General features: G+C 72.1%; 20 protein-coding genes. 17 read left to right on the forward strand and 3 right to left on the reverse strand.

Translation table 11 applies throughout. From position 1 onward, the window contains the following. Positions 1-19: 19 nt before the first annotated feature. The 4 genes from AB0G47_RS16385 to AB0G47_RS16400 all read left to right on the forward strand — a co-directional run bounded on the left by AB0G47_RS16385 (position 20) and on the right by AB0G47_RS16400 (position 4,928). Positions 20-1,144, forward strand: coding sequence for a sensor histidine kinase (locus tag AB0G47_RS16385; protein ID WP_360769553.1), 1,125 nt, complete (start codon positions 20-22; stop codon positions 1,142-1,144). After that, positions 1,141-1,815 carry a response regulator transcription factor gene (locus AB0G47_RS16390; protein WP_360769556.1) on the forward strand — a complete coding sequence of 225 codons (675 nt, stop codon included), beginning with the start codon at positions 1,141-1,143 and terminating at the stop codon, positions 1,813-1,815. Before AB0G47_RS16385 ends, AB0G47_RS16390 begins: the two co-directional genes overlap by 4 nt. A 171-nt stretch (positions 1,816-1,986) precedes the next feature. Next, the gene (locus tag AB0G47_RS16395; RefSeq protein WP_360769996.1) at positions 1,987-4,098 is read left to right on the forward strand and encodes an MMPL family transporter; all 2,112 of its coding nucleotides are present in this window, start codon (positions 1,987-1,989) and stop codon (positions 4,096-4,098) included. 41 nt (positions 4,099-4,139) lie between these two features. After that, entirely contained in the window at positions 4,140-4,928 is a 789-nt protein-coding gene (locus tag AB0G47_RS16400) for a GNAT family N-acetyltransferase (protein WP_360769559.1), read from the forward strand. A 67-nt stretch (positions 4,929-4,995) separates the two neighbouring features. Here the strand turns inward: AB0G47_RS16400 and AB0G47_RS16405 are convergent, their stop codons facing one another. Then, positions 4,996-6,222, reverse strand: coding sequence for an acyl-CoA dehydrogenase family protein (locus tag AB0G47_RS16405; protein ID WP_135330086.1), 1,227 nt, complete (start codon positions 6,220-6,222; stop codon positions 4,996-4,998). A gap of 167 nt (positions 6,223-6,389) precedes the next feature. Between AB0G47_RS16405 and AB0G47_RS16410 the strand changes: the two genes are divergently transcribed. Continuing rightward, entirely contained in the window at positions 6,390-7,037 is a 648-nt protein-coding gene (locus AB0G47_RS16410; protein WP_266873681.1) for a TetR family transcriptional regulator, read from the forward strand. A gap of 19 nt (positions 7,038-7,056) precedes the next feature. Here the strand turns inward: AB0G47_RS16410 and def are convergent, their stop codons facing one another. Next, on the reverse strand, positions 7,057-7,596 hold the full coding sequence (gene def / locus AB0G47_RS16415) for a peptide deformylase (protein ID WP_360769563.1): 540 nt from the start codon (positions 7,594-7,596) through the stop codon (positions 7,057-7,059). A 141-nt stretch (positions 7,597-7,737) separates the two neighbouring features. On the opposite strand from def, the gene AB0G47_RS16420 reads away from it, so the two are divergent. The 5 genes from AB0G47_RS16420 (at position 7,738) to AB0G47_RS16440 (ending at position 12,214) form a co-directional block, all read left to right on the forward strand. Then, positions 7,738-8,976, forward strand: coding sequence for a MurT ligase domain-containing protein (locus AB0G47_RS16420; protein ID WP_360769565.1), 1,239 nt, complete (start codon positions 7,738-7,740; stop codon positions 8,974-8,976). Between the two features lie 40 nt (positions 8,977-9,016). Further along, the gene (locus AB0G47_RS16425) at positions 9,017-9,745 is read left to right on the forward strand and encodes a glutamine amidotransferase (protein ID WP_360769568.1); all 729 of its coding nucleotides are present in this window, start codon (positions 9,017-9,019) and stop codon (positions 9,743-9,745) included. A 143-nt stretch (positions 9,746-9,888) separates the two neighbouring features. Next, the gene (locus tag AB0G47_RS16430; RefSeq protein ID WP_266873684.1) at positions 9,889-10,914 is read left to right on the forward strand and encodes a 6-phosphofructokinase; all 1,026 of its coding nucleotides are present in this window, start codon (positions 9,889-9,891) and stop codon (positions 10,912-10,914) included. A 102-nt stretch (positions 10,915-11,016) separates the two neighbouring features. Then, positions 11,017-11,967: a cytochrome c oxidase assembly protein gene (locus AB0G47_RS16435; protein WP_360769572.1), complete on the forward strand. Its 951-nt coding sequence runs from the start codon at positions 11,017-11,019 to the stop codon at positions 11,965-11,967. A gap of 85 nt (positions 11,968-12,052) precedes the next feature. Beyond that, positions 12,053-12,214, forward strand: a complete 162-nt coding sequence (locus AB0G47_RS16440) for a hypothetical protein (RefSeq protein ID WP_167828718.1) — start codon at positions 12,053-12,055, stop codon at positions 12,212-12,214. Between the two features lie 42 nt (positions 12,215-12,256). On the opposite strand, the gene AB0G47_RS16445 is transcribed toward AB0G47_RS16440, so the two are convergent. Continuing rightward, complete coding sequence (locus AB0G47_RS16445) at positions 12,257-12,670, reverse strand: SSI family serine proteinase inhibitor (protein ID WP_360769575.1); 414 nt, start codon at positions 12,668-12,670, stop codon at positions 12,257-12,259. Positions 12,671-12,924: 254 nt separating this feature from the next. On the opposite strand from AB0G47_RS16445, the gene AB0G47_RS16450 reads away from it, so the two are divergent. From AB0G47_RS16450 to AB0G47_RS16480, 7 genes are all read left to right on the forward strand, one after another. Then, on the forward strand, positions 12,925-13,128 hold the full coding sequence (locus tag AB0G47_RS16450; RefSeq protein WP_360769578.1) for a hypothetical protein: 204 nt from the start codon (positions 12,925-12,927) through the stop codon (positions 13,126-13,128). 97 nt (positions 13,129-13,225) lie between these two features. Further along, positions 13,226-13,984 (forward strand): BTAD domain-containing putative transcriptional regulator, encoded by a 759-nt coding sequence (locus AB0G47_RS16455; protein WP_360769581.1) that lies wholly within the window; start codon positions 13,226-13,228, stop codon positions 13,982-13,984. Positions 13,985-14,144: 160 nt separating this feature from the next. Beyond that, positions 14,145-15,536, forward strand: coding sequence for a DUF4157 domain-containing protein (locus tag AB0G47_RS16460; protein WP_360769584.1), 1,392 nt, complete (start codon positions 14,145-14,147; stop codon positions 15,534-15,536). Beyond that, positions 15,530-16,303: a hypothetical protein gene (locus AB0G47_RS16465; protein WP_360769587.1), complete on the forward strand. Its 774-nt coding sequence runs from the start codon at positions 15,530-15,532 to the stop codon at positions 16,301-16,303. The genes AB0G47_RS16460 and AB0G47_RS16465 overlap by 7 nt, the downstream gene beginning before the upstream one ends. A gap of 56 nt (positions 16,304-16,359) precedes the next feature. Continuing rightward, positions 16,360-18,357, forward strand: coding sequence for a phage tail sheath C-terminal domain-containing protein (locus tag AB0G47_RS16470; protein WP_360769590.1), 1,998 nt, complete (start codon positions 16,360-16,362; stop codon positions 18,355-18,357). A 1-nt stretch (position 18,358) separates the two neighbouring features. Further along, on the forward strand, positions 18,359-18,856 hold the full coding sequence (locus tag AB0G47_RS16475; protein WP_360769593.1) for a phage tail protein: 498 nt from the start codon (positions 18,359-18,361) through the stop codon (positions 18,854-18,856). Positions 18,857-18,859: 3 nt separating this feature from the next. Beyond that, positions 18,860-19,522: a hypothetical protein gene (locus AB0G47_RS16480; RefSeq protein ID WP_360769596.1), complete on the forward strand. Its 663-nt coding sequence runs from the start codon at positions 18,860-18,862 to the stop codon at positions 19,520-19,522. Positions 19,523-20,638: the final 1,116 nt, after the last annotated feature.

Here is a 20,638-nt window from a genome sequence, read left to right on the forward strand (position 1 = left end):
TGGACATAGGCTCGCGTACGTGAACCTCCGACCCCGGCAGCACACCGACATGCTCGTGACCGTCGCCGTCGCGCTGTTCGTCACCGTCGGCGCCCTCGTCGCCCTGGTCCGCGGCGAGGGGCCGGGGCGCTACGACGCACTGCCCTTCGTCATCCTCGTACTCACCTGCGGCGCCCTGCACTTCCGCACCACGCACCCGGTGACGGTCGGCGTCCTCACGCTGGCCGGCACCGCCGCGTACTACCTGCTGTCCGCGACGGACGGGCCACTGCTGCTGGTCTTCGCCGTCGCGCTGTACGCGGTGTCGGCCGCCGGGCATCTCCTGGTCGCGGTCGTGCTCGCGGCGCTCGCGCTTGGCGGGGTGGGGTTCGGCTCCCTGCACAAGGCGAATCCCCCGATCGACGGCATCTCACTGGTCCTGATGACCGGCTGGCTGGTCGCCGCGGTGGCGATCGGCGTGGTGTCACGGCAGCGGGCCGCCTATCTGCGCGAGGCGGAGGAACGGGTGGCGGGCGAGGAACGGCTGCGGATCGCCCGCGAGTTGCACGATGTCCTCGGCCACACACTGTCCGTGATCCATGTGCAGGCGGCCGCCGCGCTGCACCGCCTGGAGCGCGATCCGGCACAGGGCGCCGAGGCCCTGCGCACCATCAAGGACACCAGCCGCGAGGCGCTCACCGAGGTGCGGGCGGCGCTGGGAGTGCTCCGGGAGCGGGGCGAGGCCGCGCCGACCCGGCCGGCGCCCGGGCCCTCCCTGGCCCGGCTGCCCGAGCTGGCCGAGCGCGCCGAGCGGTCCGGTCTCACGCTGCGGACGGAGTCCGTGGGCCAGGCGCGGGCGCTGCCGGCCGGAATCGACGCGGCGGCGTTCCGCATCGTCCAGGAATCGGTCACCAATACGATCCGGCACGCCCGGGCCAGGGCGGTGCTCGTGCGCGTGGAGTACGGCGAGCGCGGCCTCACCCTGTGCGTCCGGGACGACGGGGTGGCGCGGCCGCCGGTGCCGCAGGGCGACGGCAGCGGGATCCGCGGAATGCGGGCGCGCGCCGAGGAGGCGGGCGGCACGTTCAGCGCGGGCCGCGACTCCCAGGGGGGATTCCGGGTCGATGCGGCCCTTCCGTACGACGGTGAAAGGCTGACGGCGTGATCAGGATTCTGCTCGCGGACGACCAGCGCCTGGTGCGCGCGGGTTTCCGGTCGATCCTCGACGACGAGGAGGACCTGAGCGTCGTGGCGGAGGCGGGCGACGGCGACGCGGCGGTCCGGCTCGCCCATGAACACGTCCCGGACGTCGCCCTGATGGACGTCAGGATGCCGGTCGCCGACGGCATCGAGGCCACCCGCCGGATCGTCGCGGACCCGGCACTCGCCATGACGCGGGTGGTCATCCTGACCACCTTCGACCTGGACGAGTACGTGTACGACGCGCTGCGCGCCGGAGCCAGCGGCTTCCTGCTCAAGGACACCGAACCGGCCGAACTGCTGCACGCCGTAAGGGTGGCGGCCCGCGGCGACGCGCTCCTGGCCCCGGCGATCACCCGCCGGCTGATCGCGGATCTCGCCATGCGCGCCCCCGCGCCGCCCGATCCGGCGCAACGGCTCGCCCCGCTGACGAGCCGGGAGCGCGAGGTGCTCGCGCTGGTCGCGGCGGGCCTGTCGAACGACGGCATCGCCGCCGAGCTGACGCTCTCCCCCGCGACGGCGAAGACCCATGTCAGCCGGATCATGACCAAGCTCGACGCGCGCGACCGGGCGCAGTTGGTGATCATCGCGTACGAGTCGGGGATGCGGCTGCCCGGCTGGCTCGACCAGCGGTAGCGGCCCCGCAACCAGCGGGGTACGCGATCGGGTCACGCCCACAACTCGTGGGGTAGGCGGTCGTCGTGCGGTGCCCCCGTGCGGGCGACGATCCGGCGTCTTGCGCTTCCTAGCCTGCTGGATGTGGACACTCTCACCGCCCCTACCGGTCTTCCTCCCCGCCGCGCCGGCCTGTTCGAGCGCCTGGCCGCCTTCTCGCACCGCCACAGATGGCGGGCCCTGTCGCTGTGGGTGGCCGCGGTCATCGGGGTCACCGCCGTCGCGGGCCTGGTGGGCAGCGACTACCACAACGACTTCTCGCTGCCCGGCACCGATTCGCAGTCCGCGCGGACACTCCTGGAGGAGCACGGCGCGGCCCAGGCGGGCGACGTCGTACAGATCGTCCTCAAGGACGGCTCGGGGGTCGAAGGCGCCCGCGAGCGCGTCGAGCCGATGCTCGACGAGGTCGCGGGCCTGCCGGGTGTCACCGATGTGCGCAGTCCCTACGAGGACCGGGCTGCCGTCTCCGAGGACGGCACGATCGCGTACGCGACGGTCACGCTCGACGGCACCTCGCGCGAGGTGGCGAAAGAGGACGTGCGCAAGGTCATCGCCACCGCCGAGTCCGTCGCGGGGGACGGACTTGAGGCATCGGTGGGCGGTGACGCGGTCCGTGAGGCGGAGGAGGGCGGCGGGGGTCCGGCCGAGGGCGCGGGCATCCTGGGCGCCCTGGTCATCCTCGTCTTCCTCTTCGGGTCGCTCGTCGCGGCGAGCCTGCCGGTGGTGACCGCGCTGTTCGCCGTCGGGGGTTCGATCGGCCTCATCGCGCTGGCCTCGCACCTGGCGAACGTCGCGGACTTCACGCCGCCGGTCATGATGCTGGTCGGGCTCGGTGTCGGCATCGACTACGCGCTGCTGATCTTCTCCCGCTACCGGGGCGAACTGCTCAAGGGCGTCACCCCGGAGCAGGCCACGCGCACGGCCCTGGACGCGGCGGGCCGCACCGTCTTCTTCGCGGGCTGCACGGTCATCATCGCGCTGATGGGCCTGGTCGCCCTCGGGATCGGTTCGCTGCAGGGCGTCGCGCTCGCGGTCGCGCTGACCGTCCTGGTCACGATGCTCGCCTCGCTCACGCTGCTGCCCGCGCTCCTCGGTGTCTTCGGCCGGCGCATCCACCGGCACGTCATGGAGCGTGCGGCCAAGCGTGAGCGGCGCAACAGGCCGCCGGAGGGGGCTCGTTGGCGGCGCTGGGCCGAGCGGGTTCAGCGCCGTCCGTGGGCCGCGCTGCTGCTGTCGGTCGTGGCGCTCGGCGCGCTCGCCGCGCCGGCCGCCGGTCTGCGCCTCGGATTCGCGGACGCGGGCAACGACGCGGAGTCGTCGACGAGCCGCCAGGCCTACGACCTGCTCGCGGAGGGCTTCGGGCCAGGCTTCAACGGCCCGCTGGTGATCGTCGCCGACGGCGGCGGCCGGCCCGCCGCGGAGCGGCTCCAGAGCGCCCTCGCCGAGACGCCGGGCATCGCCGCCGCGAGCCCGCCCGTCCCGGCCGAGGACGGGTCGGTCGCCACGGTCATGGCCTTCCCGGACAGCGCACCGCAGGCGGAGGCGACCTCGGACCTGGTGGCCGCTCTGCGGGGTGACGTACTGCCCGCCCTTGAGCGGGAGACCGGCGCGGAGTTCCTGGTCGGCGGATCGACGGCCGCCACGGAGGACTTCGCGCACACGGTCGCCGACCGCATGCCGCTGTTCGTCGCGATCGTGGTCGGCCTCTCGGCCCTGCTCCTGTTGCTGGTCTTCCGGTCCGTGCTGATCCCCCTCAAGGCCGCGCTGCTCAACCTCGTCAGCATCGGAGCGGCACTCGGCGTGATCACACTCGTCTTCCAGCACGGCTGGTTCGGCGTCGAGCCGGGCCCGGTCGAGGCCTTCATCCCCGTCATGATCTTCGCGATCGTCTTCGGGCTCTCGATGGACTACGAGGTGTTCCTGCTGTCCCGCATCCACGAGGAGTGGGAGCGCACCAAGAACCCGGAGGCCGCGGTCCGCGAGGGCCTGGCCGCCACCGGCAAGGTGATCACGGCGGCCGCGGCCATCATGATCGTGGTCTTCGCGGCGTTCATCCTCAGCCCCGACCGGATGCTGCAGCAGTTCGGCCTCGGCCTCGCCGTGGCGATCCTGCTCGACGCCCTGGTGATCCGCTGCCTGATCGTCCCGGCGGCGATGCAGCTGCTCGGCCGCCGGGCGTGGTGGCTGCCGGGTCGGCTGCGCACGCTGCTTCCGAAGGTGGAACTGGAGCGCCGCGCGACGTAATTGGGTTGCCGTGCCCCGCGGGCCACTGCTGGAGTGACCGGATGGATCACGCAGCGGTGCTCGCGGAGTACGACCGGCAGATCAGGCGCGAGGCGCGCAGCGACAGCCCCGGCGCGCGGGTCGAGCGGGTCGGGGCCGTCGTCCGGCAGACGGGCGCGGCACACGACTGGAACGGCATCCACTGGGCGGACGTCGACGCGGCCACGGCGGACGCCACGATCGCCGAGCAGGTGCGGTACTACACCGCTCTCGGGCGCGAGTTCGAGTGGAAGCTGCACTCCCACGACCGCCCCGCCGACCTCGCCGACCGGCTGCGGGCGGCCGGCTTCGTGCCCGAACCGCCGGAGACGGTGATGGTCGCCGAGACCGCGGCACTGCCCATGGAGCCCGAACTCCCGGAAGGCGTACGGCTGCTCCCGGTGACGGACGCGGCCGGCGTCCGGCTGATGGCGGACGCCCACAACGTGGCGTTCGGCGAGGACAGCTCGGGACTCGGCGAGCGCCTCGCCAAGCGGGTCCTCACGCAGCTGGCCGAGACCCCGGACACCATCGTCGCCGTCGTCGCCATGGCGGGCGACGAGCCGGTGAGCTCGGCGCGGATGGAGTTCTACCCCGGCACCGACTTCGCAGGACTGTGGGGCGGCGGCACCGCACCGCGCTGGCGCGGCAAGGGCATCTACCGCGCCCTGACCGCCCACCGAACCCGCATCGCCGCCGAACGCGGCTACCGCTACCTCCAGGTGGACGCCTCCGACGACAGCCGCCCGATCCTCCAACGCCTGGGATTCGCACCGCTGAGCGTGACGACGCCGTACGTGTACACGCCCTAGCCACAAAGAAGTCGCCCTTGTCACCACAAAGGCGGCGACAAGGGCGCAGGTTCACGTGCAACACCGATCAGCGGATCGGCATCCCCGACAACGTACGGGCGATCACCAGGCGCTGGATCTCGCTCGTGCCCTCGAAGATCGTGTAGATCGCGGCGTCGCGGTGCATGCGCTCCACCGGGTACTCGCGCGTGAAGCCGTTGCCGCCGAGGATCTGGACCGCCTGTGCGGTGACCTTCTTGGCGACCTCGCTCGCGTACAGCTTGGACATGGAGCCCTCGGCCGACTCGAACTTCTTGCCGGTGCTCGCCATCCACGAGGCACGCCAGACGAGCAGACGGGCTGCGTCGATCTGCGTACGCATGTCGGCGAGCTGGAAGGCGATGCCCTGGTTGTCGATGATCGGGCGACCGAACTGCGTACGCGTCTTGGCGTACTCCAGGGCCTCCTCGTACGCGGCACGCGCCGTACCCACGGCCATGGCGCCGACCGCCGGGCGCGAGGCCTCGAAGGTGGCCATCGCCGCGTTCTTGACGCGCTCGCCGCCGGTCTTTGCGCGCTCGCGGGCGCGGGCCAGGCGCTCGTCCAGCTTCTCCTTGCCGCCGAGCAGGCAGTGCCCGGGGATCCGTACGTCCTCCAGGACGACCTCGGCGGTGTGCGAGGCGCGGATGCCGTGCTTCTTGAACTTCTGGCCCTGGGAGAGGCCGGGGGTGTTCGGCGGGACGATGAAGGAGGCATGCCCCTTCGAGCCGAGCTCGGCGTCGACGACGGCCACGACGACGTGGACGTTGGCTATGCCGCCGTTGGTCGCCCAGGTCTTGGTGCCGTTGAGGACCCACTCGTCCTTGGCCGCGTCGTAGACGGCGCGGGTGCGCATCGCCGCCACGTCCGAGCCCGCGTCGGGCTCGGAGGAGCAGAAAGCGGCCACCTTCACGTCGTTCACGTCGCCGTACATCTGCGGGATCCAGGTCCCGATCTGCTCCTCGGTGCCGTTGGCCAGCACGCCGACGGCGGCCAGGCCCGTGCCCATGATGGACAGGCCGATGCCCGCGTCGCCCCAGAAGATCTCCTCGGTCGCCATCGGGATGCCGAGGCCCGTGGGGTCGAAGAACTGCTGGGCGTAGAAGTCCAGGGAGTAGATTCCCAGCTTCGAGGCCTCCTGGATGATGGGCCAGGGCGTCTCCTCGCGCTCGTCCCACTCGGCGGCCGCGGGGCGCATCACATCAGCGGCGAAACCGTGGAGCCAGTCCCGGACCTCCTTCTGTTCGTCGTTGAGCTCCATGGTGAACTCGGCCATGACCCCTCCAGGACCTGCGATCAAGACAAGCGTTACTTGCGGTAACGGGAGTCTGTTACCGGCCGGTAGCCGATGTCAACTCCCGGCCGCCCGTTCGATGGGCGCATCCTGCGGGGTGTTACGTTGCGCGTGCGTCACGCAATCGCACGGGCGGGGAGAGAAACGCTATGGAGACCACCACACAGCAGACCGAGCAGCAGCGGTCTGCCGAGCGCCGGCGGCGCGAGTTGCTGGAGGCCGCCGACCGGGTGGTGCTGCGCGACGGTCCCGGTGCCTCGATGAACGCCATCGCCGCCGAGGCGGGCATCACCAAGCCGATCCTGTACCGCCACTTCGGCGACAAGGGCGGCCTGTACGCCGCGCTCGCCAAGCGGCACACCGACGCGCTCCTCGGCTCGCTGCGCGCCGCCCTGGACGCCCCTGCCGAGCGCAGGGAGCGGGTCGAGCAGACGCTCGACACCTACCTCGCGGCGATCGAGGCCCGCCCGCAGGTGTACCGGTTCCTGATGCACCCGTCGGACGGCGCCACCTCCGGCGAGCAGGGCTTCGACGTGGGCCTGCACTCCGCCCCGGTGCTGCGCCGCATGGGCGAGGAACTCGCGCAGGTCATCGAGGAGCGGATCGACCTCGGTCCTGGCAGCGCACAGCTCGCCCGCGTGTGGGGGCACGGCATCGTCGGCATGATGCACGCCGCCGGCGACTGGTGGCTCGGCGAACGGCCGTGCTCGCGCGCCGAGTTGGTCAGCAGCCTGGCCGATCTGCTGTGGGGCAGGCTCGCGGCGGCGGCCGACCGCGTCGGCGGCCCCGGCTTCTGAGCGGGCCCCAGGGCGGGGTTCAGCCGCTCCAGGACGCCTTGGCGGCGGCCCGCAGCACCCTGCGCCGCCGCCAGCCGGTGACGTGGTCGGTGTAGACGCCGCCCTCCAGGTGGTCGCACTCGTGCTGCAGGCAGCGCGCGAACCAGCCGGTGCCGTGCACCCGCACCGGCTCCCCCAGCCGGTCGACACCCTCCACCACCGCGTGGTCGAAGCGCGGCGTGCTCGCCTCGAGACCCGGCAGCGAAAGACAGCCCTCGGGCCCGCGCACGCTGACGCCGTCCGCCTCGACCAGGCGCGGATTCACCACGTACCCGAGATGGCGCACGTCCTCGTCGTCCGGGCAGTCGTACACGAAGACCCGCTGGTTCACGCCGATCTGGTTGGCAGCGAGGCCCACGCCCTGGGCGGCGTACATCGTGGCGTACATGTCCTCGATGAGCCGGGCCAGTTCGGGGCCGAAGTCGGTGACCTCCGCACACCGGTTGTGCAGCACGGGGTCACCGAGCAGGGTCAGGGGTCGTACGCGCCCTGAGGCGCCCGGGATCGAGCCGTGTCGCATGGCGGCAAGGGTACGGTCCTTGGGAAGCCCCGGGCCGGGGTGGTGCCGCGGTTCGGGCTTGCGAGTGGATCTCGATAGGCTGAGGTCCATCGCGTTGCCGGGGGCAGACGCGGCGCCGTACGCAAGGAGGATCCAGAACTGATGGCAGGCAACACGGACCCGCTGTCGCCGCGGGCCAAGCTGGCCGTGACGGCAGGCAAGGCCGCCGCGGCCGTTTCGCGCGCGGCGGGCCGCGGCAGCGGATCGGTGATCGGCGGCCGCGTGTCACTCAAGCTCGACCCCGACCTGCTCGGGCGTCTTGCCACGCACCTGGACGTGGTGCTCGTCTCCGCCACGAACGGCAAGACGACCACGACCCGGCTGCTCGCGGAGGCGCTGCGCGCCGCGGGGCCCGTGGTGTCGAACGCGCTGGGCGCGAACATGCCGGCCGGCATCACCTCGGCCCTCGCGGGCGGCTCGGACGCCAAGTACGGCGTGATCGAGGTCGACGAGAAGTACCTCGCCGGTGTCGCCCGTGACGTGGAGCCGAAGGCGATCGCGCTGCTCAACCTCTCGCGCGACCAGCTGGACCGCGCCGCAGAGACCCGCATGATGGCCGAGAACTGGCGTGAGGGACTCTCGGGCTCCAAGGCCGTCGTGATCGCCAACGCGGACGACCCGCTGGTCGTCTGGGCCGCGTCCTCGTCCCCGAACGTGGTGTGGGTGGCCGCGGGCCAGGAGTGGAAGGACGACGCCTGGTCCTGTCCCTCCTGCGGTGGCGTGATGCAGCGCCCCGGCGACGACTGGTTCTGCGGCGAGTGCGGCTTCCGGCGCCCCGCACCCAGCTGGGTGCTCTCCGGCGACCACGTCCTGGACCCGCACGGCTCGGCCTGGCCGATCCATCTGCAGCTGCCGGGCCGCGCGAACAAGGCCAACGCGACCACGTCGGCCGCCGTCGCCGCCGTCTTCGGCGTACCCCCGCAGGTCGCCCTGGAGCGCATGTACCAGGTGCAGGCCGTCGCGGGACGCTATGACGTCGTGCAGTTCCAGGGCCGCGATCTGCGTCTGCTGCTCGCGAAGAACCCGGCCGGCTGGCTCGAAACGTTTTCTCTGATCGACCCGCCGCCGACCCCCGTGGTGCTCTCCGTCAACGCCCGCGGCGCCGACGGCACCGACACCTCCTGGCTGTGGGACGTCGACTACACGCGTCTGGCCGGACACCCGATCTTCGTGCTCGGCGACCGCAAGCTGGACCTGGCCGTGCGTCTCGAGGTCGCGGGCCTTGACTTCCGGGTCTGCGAGTCCCTCGACGAGGCCGTGCAGCTCGCGCCGCCAGGACGGATCGAGACGATCGCGAACTACACCGCGTTCCAGGACCTGCGCCGCCGCGTCGGCAACTGACCCCACCGGACCCTCTAGACCCTCGTAGGGACGAATGAGCATGAGCGACAACAGCCTGCGGCTGGTGTGGGTCTACCCCGACCTGCTGAGCACGTACGGAGACCAGGGCAACGCCCTGGTCGTGGAGCGCCGCGCCCACCAGCGCGGCCTCCAGGTCGAGCGCTACGACGTGCGCAGCGACCAGCCGGTGCCCACCTCCGGCGACATCTACCTGATCGGCGGCGGCGAGGACCGACCGCAGCGTCTGGCCGCCGAGCGCCTTCGCCGCGACGGCGGTCTGCAGCGCGCGGTCGGCAACGGCGCGATCGTCTTCTCGGTGTGCGCGGGCTACCAGATCCTGGGCCAGGAGTTCATCAACGACCTCGGCCAGCGCGAGCCGGGCCTCGGCCTGCTCGACGTGATCTCCACGCGCGGCGAGGGCGAGCGGTGCGTCGGCGACGTCCTGGGCGACATCGACCCGCAGCTGGGCCTGCCCCCGCTGACCGGCTTCGAGAACCACCAGGGCATCACGCACATCGGCCCCTCCGCGCGCCCCTTCGCGCGCGTCACGCTCGGCCGGGGCAACGGCACGGGCGACGGCACCGAGGGCGCGTACAACGGCACGGTCTTCGGCACGTACATGCACGGCCCGGTCCTGGCCCGCAACCCGCAGATCGCAGACCTGCTCCTGAAGCTGGCCCTCGATGTGAACGCGCTGCCGCCGACGGACGACCGCTGGTACGAGGCGCTGCGCGCCGAGCGCATTGCGGCGGCCCAGCAGCCCGCCTGAAGCCCTTGCCGCACAAGTGAGCGGCGGCGTCCAGCAGTCGGACGCCCGGTGCGGCCCCGCCCCCTGCCGCCTATAGGGTGGCGGGGTTCCAGCCGGACGACGTGGTCCGGACTTCGGCCCACGTTGCAAAGGTTTCCCGGGCTATGCGCATTGGTGTCCTGACCTCCGGCGGCGACTGCCCCGGCCTGAACGCCGTCATCCGTTCGGTCGTGCACCGCGCCGTCGTCGACCACGGCGACGAGGTCATCGGCTTCCACGACGGCTGGAAGGGTCTCCTTGAGTGCGACTACCGCAAGCTCGACCTTGACGCGGTCGGCGGCATCCTGGCCCGCGGCGGAACGATTCTCGGCTCGTCCCGCGTCCAGCCCGCGCATCTGCGCGACGGCGTGGAGCGGGCCAAGGGCCACGTCCAGGACCTCGGCCTCGACGCGATCATCCCGATCGGCGGCGAGGGCACGCTCAAGGCGGCCCGTCTCCTGTCCGACGGCGGGCTGCCGATCGTCGGCGTACCGAAGACGATCGACAACGACATCGCCGTCACCGACGTCACCTTCGGCTTCGACACGGCCGTCGGTGTCGCCACCGAGGCGCTGGACCGTCTCAAAACGACCGCCGAGTCCCACCAGCGCGTCCTGATCGTCGAGGTCATGGGCCGGCACACCGGCTGGATCGCCCTGCACTCGGGCATGGCCGCCGGTGCGCACGCCATCGTCGTGCCGGAGCGCCCCTTCGACATCGAGGAGCTGACCGCGAAGGTCGGCGAGCGCTTCTCCGCGGGCAAGAAGTTCGCCATCGTCGTCGCCGCAGAGGGCGCCAAGCCGGCCCCCGGCTCCATGGAGTTCGACGAGGGCGTCAAGGACATGTACGGCCACGAGCGCTTCGCGGGCATCGCCACGCGGCTCTCCGGCGAGCTGGAGCAGCGCCTGGGCAAGGAGGCGCGTCCGGTGATCCTCGGGCACGTCCAGCGCGGCGGCACCCCCACCGCGTACGACCGGGTGCTCGCCACGCGCTTCGGCTGGCACGCCGTGGAGGCCGTGCACCGCGGCGAGTTCGGCAAGATGACGGCGCTGCGCGGCACGGACATCACGATGGTGCCGCTCGCCGAGGCGGTCGAGACGCTGAAGACGGTGCCGGACGAGCGGTACGCCGAGGCGGAGTGCGTGCTGTAACGCAAGACGATTCGAACGGCCCCCGGACGCAACGGCGTCCGGGGGCCGTTCTAGTCTGGTGCGGACACACAGCGCACAACCGCACGAAACAGGAGCCATTGGATGGATCACAGCGGGCACGGCATGAACATGGACCTGCCGCCGTTCACGCTGGGGCGGGGTCTTGAACTCTCGGCCGACCCCTTTTTCCTCATCGGCAGCCTGGTGGCCCTGGCCCTCTACGGCTGGGGCGTGGCGCGGCTCGTACGGCGCGGCGACAAGTGGCCGGTGGGCCGCACGGTGTCCTTCGTGGCGGGTGTCCTGACCGTCCTGCTCGTGATGTGCACCAAGCTGAACGACTACGGCATGGTCATGTTCAGCGTGCACATGGTGCAGCACATGATCATCAGCATGCTCTCGCCGATCCTGCTCCTCCTCGGCGCCCCGATCACCCTCGCGCTGCGGGCCCTTCCGGTCGCGGGCAAGGGACGCAAGGGCCCGCGCGAGTGGCTGCTTTGGGTGCTGCACAGCCGGTACATGCGGATCATCACGCACCCCGCGTTCACCATCCCGCTGTTCATCGCGAGCCTGTACGCGCTGTACTTCACGCCGCTCTTCGACACCCTGATGGGCTCCAAGGCGGGCCACATCGGGATGATGGTGCACTTCCTCGCGGTCGGCCTGGTCTTCTTCTGGCCGATCATGGGCGTGGACCCGGGGCCGCACCGGCCCGGCTACATCATGCGGATGCTGGAGCTCTTCGCGGGCATGCCCTTCCACGCGTTCTTCGGCATCGCGCTGATGATGGCGTCCGAGCCGATGATCGGCACCTACAAGAACCCGCCCGCCTCCCTCGGCATCGACGCACTGTCCGATCAGAGCGCCGCGGGCGGCATCGCCTGGGCGTTCAGCGAAGTGCCTTCGGTGCTTGTGCTGCTCGCGCTGCTCTTCCAGTGGTACCGCTCCGAACAGCGCCAGGCACGGCGTACGGACCGGGCCGCGGACCGTGACGGTGACAAGGAGCTGGAGGCGTACAACGCCTATCTGGCATCACTGGCCGCACGCGGGCGCTAGCGGCGAAGGGGCTTCGCGGGTCAGGATGGTCTCAGGCCGCGGTCTTGGCGTCGAGGCGCCGGGGCTGCCGGGAGGAGGCAGGGCTATGCCTGGTTCGACGAAGACGATGGGCGTGTTCACCATCGGCGGTCTGGTCGCGGTGACGGCCTACAGCGTGGCGCTCGGGAGCAACGGCTGGCTGTGGTTCGGCTGGGTCGTGATCGGAATGCTCACCTTGGCGATGGTGCTGTCGCGCAGCACCCCCTGAGGGGCGCAGCGCGACAGCGGCAGGACGGCATGCGGGGCGGCGTCAGAAGCGGAAGACGTCGCCCGTCGAGTACGTCATCGTGCAGGCGTTGTCGTACGTCTTGTGCCAGGCGACCGGGCGCCCGCGGTAGGCACCGCTCGCGCTGACAGTGACCGGTGCGTACTGCTTGGTGCAGATCCCCGACTCCGCCGGCAGCGCGTCGAAGTCGCCGCCCGCCTTCTCGATCGCCGCGCAGGCCTTCGCCGCGTGCGGATGCTGCCCCGACGGCTCGGGCTCGCAGCTCAGCAGCACGCCGCGGATCCAGGTGTTCTCGGCCCCTGAGACGGTCAGGAAGAGGCTGCCTCGGTTTTGCGGGGGCAGCTCGACGGCGTACGCGGGGGCCGCCGCGGAGAGCGCGATCAGCGCTGTCGCGGTCGTGGCGAGGGGGCGCAGGCGGGACGTGGGGCGGGACCTCATGGGACCTCCTGGGACGGTGGTGCGCTGCGGCGTCGGAGAGAGGCCAGGGCACCTCCGTCACCGGCGCTCACCAAGGGGACGCGCCGGGCGGTCACCCGTACGGGTACGGTGCGTGGCCCGGATGGGCGCCGCCGGTCGGTCACTCGGCCGGCCACGCGGCAGCGCACTGCGCTTCAGGTACCGGGTCCGCTCCGGTACGTCCCTGATGTGCCAGGCCCAACGCCACGGTGACGGCGGCCTGGCAGGCTGCGCTCATGCTTCCCGAGCAGCCCAGGGCCGGCGTCTGTCTGGTGCGGGTGGAGGTGCAGAGCCGTGGCGTGCTGATCACGGTGCGGACGTACGCGGACGTCGAGCGCGACACGGCGGCCGTGCGGTCCTCTACGACAGATGCCGAGACCGCCGTACAGACCGTGCGGGAGTTCTTGCTCGCCTTTCTCGCCGGGGAGCCGGAGTCCTGAGACACCCTGATACACCGGCACTCAGCGCCCGGTGACCGACCGGGGACGAATCCGTCCCCCGTCGCGCCGCGGCCGGCCGTTCAGGGGGTGCGTGACCGTGCCCGACTTCCCTCAGGCAGTCATCGCGGGGGACCCGCTCCACCCGCTCCCTGTCCTGCACCTCCTCGGGGAACCCTTCGTCAGCGTCGGCGCACGCCGCATGGAGGTGCCTCGGAGCGGCAAGCGCCTGCTCGTCTTCGTCGCGCTGCGCCACGGCCGCGTGGAACGGCTGTCCGCCGCCGGATCGCTGTGGCCGGTCAACGACGAGGCACGGGCGGGCGGCAATCTGCGCTCCGCGCTGTGGCGGCTGCGGCAGATGGGCGTGCCGCTGCTCGACACCGACAAGTACGGCCTCTGTCTGCGGGCCGATGTCGTGCTCGACGTCGATGCGATCAGCCGGTGGGCGACCCGGGTCATCGAGGGGACCGCGTCCAGCGCCGAGCTGCGGATGGTGCCGCGTGACGTGGAGGCGCTCGACCTGCTGCCGGGCTGGTACGAGGACTGGGCGCTGATCGAGCGCGAGCGCGTCCGGCAGCGGCTGCTGCACGCCCTTGAGGCACAGAGCAGGCAGCTGGCCCACCGGGGGCTGCACGCGGAATCCGTGGAGGCCGCGATGGCGGCGGTCTGCGCCGAGCCATTGCGGGAGAGCGCACAGCGCGTACTGATCGAGGCGCATCTGGCCGAGGGCAACTGGATCGAGGGGCGGCGCAGCCTGGACGCGTACGCGCGGCTCCTGGACCGGGATCTCGGCGTGCGGCCCGCGCCGGGCCTCGTCGCCCTGCTGTACCGCGCCGCGGGGCCGGGCCCGGCGGCGTGACGCGGCGGTGACGCGCCCCTGCTGGTCTGGAGCGATGAATACGTACGCGCCCCCTGTAGTGCGGCGCTGCGGCGGTCACACCTGCCCGCCGCATGGCTGCGATCGCGACAAGGTGCGGCGCAGCGGCGGGGCAGGCGCCGCGCCCCCGGTGCCCGCCGGGGTGCATCAGGTACTCGCGCAGCCGGGCAGGCCACTGGGGCCGGGGGTCCGCCGGACGATGGAGCGGGGCTTCGGCGCGGGGTTCGGCTCGGTGCGGGTGCACACGGGTCCGCTCGCCGCCGCCACGGCGAGCGAACTCGATGCCACGGCGTACACGGTGGGCGAGCATGTCGTGTTCGGCACGGGCGGCTACCGGCCCGAGGAGCCCGCGGGCGCGCGCGTGCTGGCCCATGAGCTGACGCATGTACTGCAGCAGCGGGGCTCCGGCGGGGGCGCGGGCCCGGTGCGGCCGATGCGGGTCGGCGACCCGTCCGCTCCAGAGGAGCGCGCGGCCGACGCGGGCGCCGAGCGGGTGCTGCGGCGCCTGTCGGACGGGATGACCGGGCGCGGTCTCGGCGGGGGCGACACGTCTGCTGGGGTGAGGGCGGGTTGGGGAGACCCACCGCCGACAAGTACAGAGAGTCCGGCGGCGGAACATCACTCCGCCCAGCAGGTGCTACGGCGCGTGTCGCACGGGATGTCCGAGCCCGGCGTCGGCGGAGGCGACAAGTCCGGTGACCCGAGGGCGAGTTGGGGAGAGGCACCGCCGACAAGCACGGAGAGTCCGACGGCCGAGCACGCCTCCCAGCAGATGCTGCGCCGCCTGACGCACGGGACGTCCGAGCCCGGCATCGGCGGAGGCGACAAGTCCGTTGCAGCGTGGGCGAATTGGGACGACACATCGTCGGCGAGCGCGGAGAGTCCGACGGCCGAGCACTCCGCCGAGAAGATGCTGCGCCGCCTCTCGGACGGGACGTCCGGGCCCGGCGTCGGTGGAGGCGGGGAGTCCGGTGGGGGTGGGGCCAGCCGTGGTTGGGAGGAGGTGGCGTCGGCGGGTGCGGGGAGTGAGGTGGGGCCGGTGGTGGCGCCTCGGCCGCCGAGCATCGGGCCCGTCACGGGCAGTGGCGGGGTGCGGGTGTGTGCGCGGCCGTTGCAGATCGGGCCGTTCGGCAACCATGCGTATATCGACGCGCCGCCCTTCAACTACGCGATCATCAGCCCGATGTGCCCGCAGGGCACCCTGGACAACCCGCTCACCGGCACCTCGGGCCAGAAGTGGGACAACTCCCCCGATCCCTGCGGCAAGACGCCTACCTGTCTGACCTGTGAGCCGAAGGCCGGCGTCACCTCCGTCCCCGAGTGCATGGCCGCCGCGTTCCGTGCGTACAACAACCCCAGCCTCTACAAGCTCACGGGCCCCAACAGCAATACGTTCGCCGGGACGCTGGCCCGTGCCTGCTGTGCCGGAATGGATCCCAAGCCGAAGGCGCTCGGCACCTGCGTCGGCTGGGACGATGCCCCCGCGGCCTACCGTGGCGGGAAGAAGGACTGCCCGCCGGGACCCACGTGCTGAGCTTCTTCAGTACGGCGGCGGGCTGGCAGCTTTACGCGGGCGTCGGAGACCGGGGGCGTCCGCTGGCCGTGCGCGCCGGCGCACCGGCGGCGGTGCATCTCGCCCAGGACGTGTCGGGGAGGCTGTGGGCGGCGGCCGGGCCCGGCGCCGCGCAGCTCGTCCGCATCTCCCTGCCGGGTCTTGCCGCCGAGCCCGTGCCGCGCCCCGGAGGGCGGATCGGCGCGCTCGCCGCGGCGCCGGACGGGGGTCGGCTTCTGGTGACCGTCCTGCCGCAGAGCACCCGCGGCGCAGTCGAGCTGCGGCTGTGGGAGGGGGCGGGCTGGCGGAACATGGGCGCCGATCCGCCGCCGCACATCTCCACCTCGCTGGCCTGGCTGAGCGGGGATCTCGTCGTGTACGAGTCGGTGTACCGCCGCCTCGCGGTGCTCGTCCTCGGCGGGGAGCGCGCCGCCGAGATCACGGAGGGACGGCTTCCCGCCGTCGCCGCGCTCCGCCCCGCCTGGTACGCGGTGACGGGGCGTCGCGTGCTGGAGTTCGACGTCACTTTTCCCTACCGCCAGCACCCCGTGCGCGGGTTCCGCTTCGGTGCCGTGTCCGCGCTGTCGTTCTCGCCGGGCGGGGCGGCCTGCCTGTGGACGGAGTCCCGGTTCCCCTACCGGGTCAAGGGTTTCGGGCAGCGGCGCGGCGGCCGTCGCTTCCGGGTGCGCTCGCTGGACCGGGGGGCCGGAATCGTGCTGTCCCCCGGGCCTGCGGTGACGGGCGCGTGACGGGCGGCGGTGAAGCTGGGCCGTCCCGGTCGTGGAGTCGTGAAGGAGGACACGCGATGCCTGTGCAGACTTCGTATCCAGGTGTCTATGTTCAGGAGGTCCCCTCCGGCGCGCACTCGATCGCCGGTGTCGCCACATCGGTTGCGGCCTTCGTGGGGCAGGCCCGGCGGGGGCCGGTGAACGTGCCGGTGCCGGTCACCTCGCTCGCACAGTACGTACGCACCTTCGGGACGCCCTGGGACGAGGCCCGGCCCATGGGGCACGCGGTGCAGATGTTCTTCGCCAACGGCGGTTCGCAGGCCGTGGTGGTGCGGGTCGTCGGCACGGTCACCGTGGGCACCACCGTCAGCCCCGCGCCCGCCGCCTCCGTGACGCTGCTCGGCGGCACCGGCAGCCCGCCGCCCGCACGGATCGTGCTGACCGCGCGCGGAGCGGGATCGTGGGCCAACAAGCTCGGCGGCACCGGCATGGAGGCGGTCGTCTCCTACGGCACGTCCGACAATCCGCAGGACCAGTTCGGGATCACCGTGCGGCTGCGGGGCCCCGACCCGCGTACCGGCGAATCGGCCGTGCTCGCCGAGGAGGCGTACACCGGGCTTTCGATGGCCACGGCCCATCCGCGCTTCGCGCCGCGGGTGCTCGCCGACTCCGCACTCGTCACGACCGCGCTCGCGTCCGGCGCGCAGACCACCACCGACCAGGCCGTGTCGCGCGGCATCGACATCGGTGCCTCGACGGTCAGGCTCGGGGCGGCCAACGCGACCCTGCGGGTCTCGGTCGACCACGGACCCGCCGTCGATCTGGTGCTGCCCTTCGCGGCGCCCGCCGACCGCACCAAGACCGAGGTGCGCAACGCGATCGACGCCGCCGCCCAGGGCGCCGGCCTTCAGCTCACATCGAAGACGAACATCCCCACGCCCGACAACCGGTTCGAGCTCACCACCACTGCCACGGGAGGCGGAGCCGACCGCTGCATCACCGTGCTGCCCGCGGCGCAGAACGACGCGTCGCAGACACTCGGCCTCGGCCGGGCCTGGGGCGGCATCGAGCTGTCCGGTGCGGCCGGCATCCGGCCCAACGAGACCACATCGGGCCCGATCGGATTCGCCGGCGGCGCGAACGGCACGTTCTCCGCCGACAGCGTCGTCCCTTCGTCCGGCGTCGGCGGCATCTACGCCTTCGGCACCCTCGAATTCCCCCGGTTCAACCTGCTCTGCCTGCCCGACCTGCCCGCGTCCGACCTGACGAAGCCCACGACGCTGGTGAACAACCAGAAACTGACCGAGGCGATGGCGCACTGCACGCGCGAGCGGGCCTTCCTGATCGTCGACACACCCCGGGACTGGCCGGTGAGCCCGGCACCCGGCCTCGGCGGACTGCCCGCGCTCGGTGAGCATGCCGCGCTCTACTATCCGCGCGTCACCATGATCGACACCGGGCCCGGCGGCCTCCCGGTGACGCTGAGCCTGCCGCCGTGCGGGGCGGTCGCCGGGGTGATGGCCCGCACGGATGCGGGACGCGGGGTGTGGAAGGCGCCCGCCGGTCTCGCGGACGGGCCCCTCGCGGGCATCGCCGGGCTCGACGTGCCCACCGACGACGCGCTGTCCGGCGTACTGAACCCGCGAGGCGTCAATGTGCTGCGTACGTTCCCGGGGGCGGGGGCCGTGGTGTGGGGCGCGCGGACGCTCAAGGGGGCCGACACCCAGAGCTCGGACTTCAAGTACGTACCGGTGCGACGGCTGACGGACTTCATCGCGGGATCGCTCTATCTGGGCACGCAGTTCGCGGTGTTCGAGCCCAACGACCCCGATCTGTGGACCCAGTTGAGGCTCGCGGTGACGTCCTTCCTGCGCACGCTCTTCGAGCAGGGGGCGTTCCAGCAGAGTACGAGCCGTGCCGAGGGCGACAGCTTCTTCGTGACCTGCGACGAGACCGTCAATCCGCAGTCGGAGATCGATCTGGGCCGGGTCAATGTCGTCGTCGGGTTCGCACCGCTGAAGCCCGCGGAGTTCGTGATCGTGACGATCACTCAGATCTCGCAACTGGAGGCATGACGTGGCGCCCTTCAAGGTCGGCGGCGTCGACCGCTTCGACCCCTACAAAAGCTTCATGTTCCGTGTGCTGTGGGACGGGCGCACGGTGGCAGGACTGTCCAAGATGGGCCCGCTGAGCCGCAAGACCACGGTGGTCGCCCACCGGGACGGCTCCGATCCGGCACGGCAGCGCAAGAGCCCCGGGGTGACCAGCTACGACGACGTGACCCTGGAGCGCGGGGTGACCCTTGACCGGGAGTTCGAGGCCTGGGCGAACAAGGTGCACGCCATCGGCAGCCCGATGTCGCTCAAGGACTTCCGCAAGGATGTCGTGGTCGACCTCTACAACGAAGCCCAGCAGAAGGTCCTTTCGTACAAGCTCAACCGGTGCTGGGTCTCGGAGTACACGGCGCTCCCCCAGCTGGACGCGGCCACCGCGGCCGTGGCGATCGAGACCATCAAGCTGGCCTTCGAGACCTTCGACCGCGACACCGCCTGGGTCACACCGGCGGAGCCGTAGGCCATGACGCCCTCCCCACTTGATGCCGAGCTCGCCGTGCTCTCCGCGCTGGCCGCTGCGCGGGAGCGGACGACCGAGCTCGGCCAGGTCATCGCGCTCCTCACCGCCGCCGGACATGACCCGGCGGAGCTGCCCGTCGCCACGGGTGACCGGCTGCTCCTCGCCCTGCACCGCGAGCTCACCGGCCGGGACATCGAGCCCGTACTGGCCTGTGGCTGCGGGGAGTTCAGCACGGTACGGCTCGGCCCCGACACCGTCCCGCCGGCCCGGCCCCGCACCGCGGTGCTCGGTCGCGCGGGAGGCCTGCGCCAGCCCACGTACGGCGATCTCCTCGACCTGCCGCCGGATGCCGCGGGGCGGGCGGAGCTGCTGCGCCGCTGCACGGTGGGCATCCCCGAACGTGCCCCGGCCCCCCACGACTTCGAGCTGATCGACGATTCGCTCGCAGGACCGCTGACCTTCGACTGCCCCGCCTGCGGCAGAGAGGTGGAGCACCCGGTCGACGTCCAGACGCTGGTGCTGCGGGGCCTGCTGGCCCTCCTTGACGAACTGGACCACGACGTCCACGTACTGGCCTCCGCGTACGGCTGGGACCTCGCGACAATCGAGGCCCTCCCCCGCACCAGGCGCCGCCGGTTGGCCGCGATAGCTGTGGGGGGCGATTGAGGTGACTGGGGGCGAGGAGGGCGGCAGCCTGCTCCGGATGACTTCGCGGGCGGGGCGGGAGGGAGTGCGGGGGGCTCCCGCGTGGGGCGGATACGGGGGACTTGGGCTTGGGCATGAGCTTGGGCTTGGGCCTGGCGGGGTTCCGTGGAGCGAGGGGACCGGGGCGAGGAGTGCGCGGGGGGAAGTGGGGTCCGGTGCCGCCCCAACTCGCCGGGGCGGGGAGGCCGCCGTTCAGGGCTGGGCTCATGACGGCGAGTCCCCTTGGGTCGACATGGGCGCGAGGGCAGGGCCCGGAAGAACCGGTGGTGAGACCGAGACCGACGGCGGGGCCGGAGCGCGAGGCGGGCTCGATGCCGCTTCTGTGGCCGGGAGGAGCTGGGCCGGCGCGGTCACTGGAACGTGGAACGGACTTGCTTCCGGGCCTCCGGACGGGACCGGCGGCACCGGTGCGGCCACCGAAGGCTGGAACCGACTTACCGCCGCGCCTCCGGGCGGGAGGAGCCGGACCGGGAGCATGGCCGGAGCCCGTGCCGGCATCCCGGCCATGTCCGAAGCCGAAGCCGGGAGTTGGTCCGCGACGGGCGGTGGAGTCGAGCGCTGGGGAGCGGGGGCCGACGCCGGGACTGCGGGCGGGACCCTGGCAGCGGCCCAGGCGGGGGCAGCCACAGGAGTGGGGAGCGAAGCCGGGGTCGGCGCACGAACCGGGACCGGCGCGGCGGCCGCTGGGAGCGGAGCCGAGAAGAGGGCGGGCCGGCTCCTGACCGCAGCTGGCGGCCGGGCAGGGACCGGCACGGAGGCCCGGACGGGTTACGAGGCTGGGACCGGCGACCGGGCAGGGAGCGGCGCTGGGGCAGGGGCAGGGGCAGGGGCAGGGGCTGGAGCAGGGACCGGTGCAGGGGCTGGGACGGGGATCTGGGCCAGGAGCCAGGGCAGTACTCAGCTCGGGACGGGTGACGGAGCCGCGACCGGTGACCGGGCAGGGACCGGAGCCAGGCCCCAGGGCAGTACTCAGCTCGCGACGGATGGCGGAGCCGGTACCGGAACCACGACCGGCGAACGGGCGAGGACCGGAGCCAACACCCAGGGCAGTACCCAGCTCGGGACAGATGGCGGAGC

This window comes from Streptomyces sp. NPDC021622 (genome assembly GCF_040640795.1).
In the GTDB taxonomy this organism is placed as follows: Bacteria; Actinomycetota; Actinomycetes; order Streptomycetales; family Streptomycetaceae; genus Streptomyces.

Excerpts from the sequence above, each read along its gene's own strand:
- AB0G47_RS16400 (WP_360769559.1), top strand. The coding sequence starts at position 4,140 with ATGGATCACGCAGCGGTGCTCGCGGAGTACGACCGGCAGATCAGGCGC.
- AB0G47_RS16405 (WP_135330086.1), bottom strand. The coding sequence starts at position 6,222 with ATGGCCGAGTTCACCATGGAGCTCAACGACGAACAGAAGGAGGTCCGG.
- AB0G47_RS16410 (WP_266873681.1), top strand. The coding sequence starts at position 6,390 with ATGGAGACCACCACACAGCAGACCGAGCAGCAGCGGTCTGCCGAGCGC.
- def (WP_360769563.1), bottom strand. The coding sequence starts at position 7,596 with ATGCGACACGGCTCGATCCCGGGCGCCTCAGGGCGCGTACGACCCCTG.
- AB0G47_RS16420 (WP_360769565.1), top strand. The coding sequence starts at position 7,738 with ATGGCAGGCAACACGGACCCGCTGTCGCCGCGGGCCAAGCTGGCCGTG.
- AB0G47_RS16425 (WP_360769568.1), top strand. The coding sequence starts at position 9,017 with ATGAGCGACAACAGCCTGCGGCTGGTGTGGGTCTACCCCGACCTGCTG.
- AB0G47_RS16430 (WP_266873684.1), top strand. The coding sequence starts at position 9,889 with ATGCGCATTGGTGTCCTGACCTCCGGCGGCGACTGCCCCGGCCTGAAC.
- AB0G47_RS16435 (WP_360769572.1), top strand. The coding sequence starts at position 11,017 with ATGGATCACAGCGGGCACGGCATGAACATGGACCTGCCGCCGTTCACG.
- AB0G47_RS16440 (WP_167828718.1), top strand. The coding sequence starts at position 12,053 with ATGCCTGGTTCGACGAAGACGATGGGCGTGTTCACCATCGGCGGTCTG.
- AB0G47_RS16445 (WP_360769575.1), bottom strand. The coding sequence starts at position 12,670 with ATGAGGTCCCGCCCCACGTCCCGCCTGCGCCCCCTCGCCACGACCGCG.
- AB0G47_RS16450 (WP_360769578.1), top strand. The coding sequence starts at position 12,925 with ATGCTTCCCGAGCAGCCCAGGGCCGGCGTCTGTCTGGTGCGGGTGGAG.
- AB0G47_RS16470 (WP_360769590.1), top strand. The coding sequence starts at position 16,360 with ATGCCTGTGCAGACTTCGTATCCAGGTGTCTATGTTCAGGAGGTCCCC.
- AB0G47_RS16480 (WP_360769596.1), top strand. The coding sequence starts at position 18,860 with ATGACGCCCTCCCCACTTGATGCCGAGCTCGCCGTGCTCTCCGCGCTG.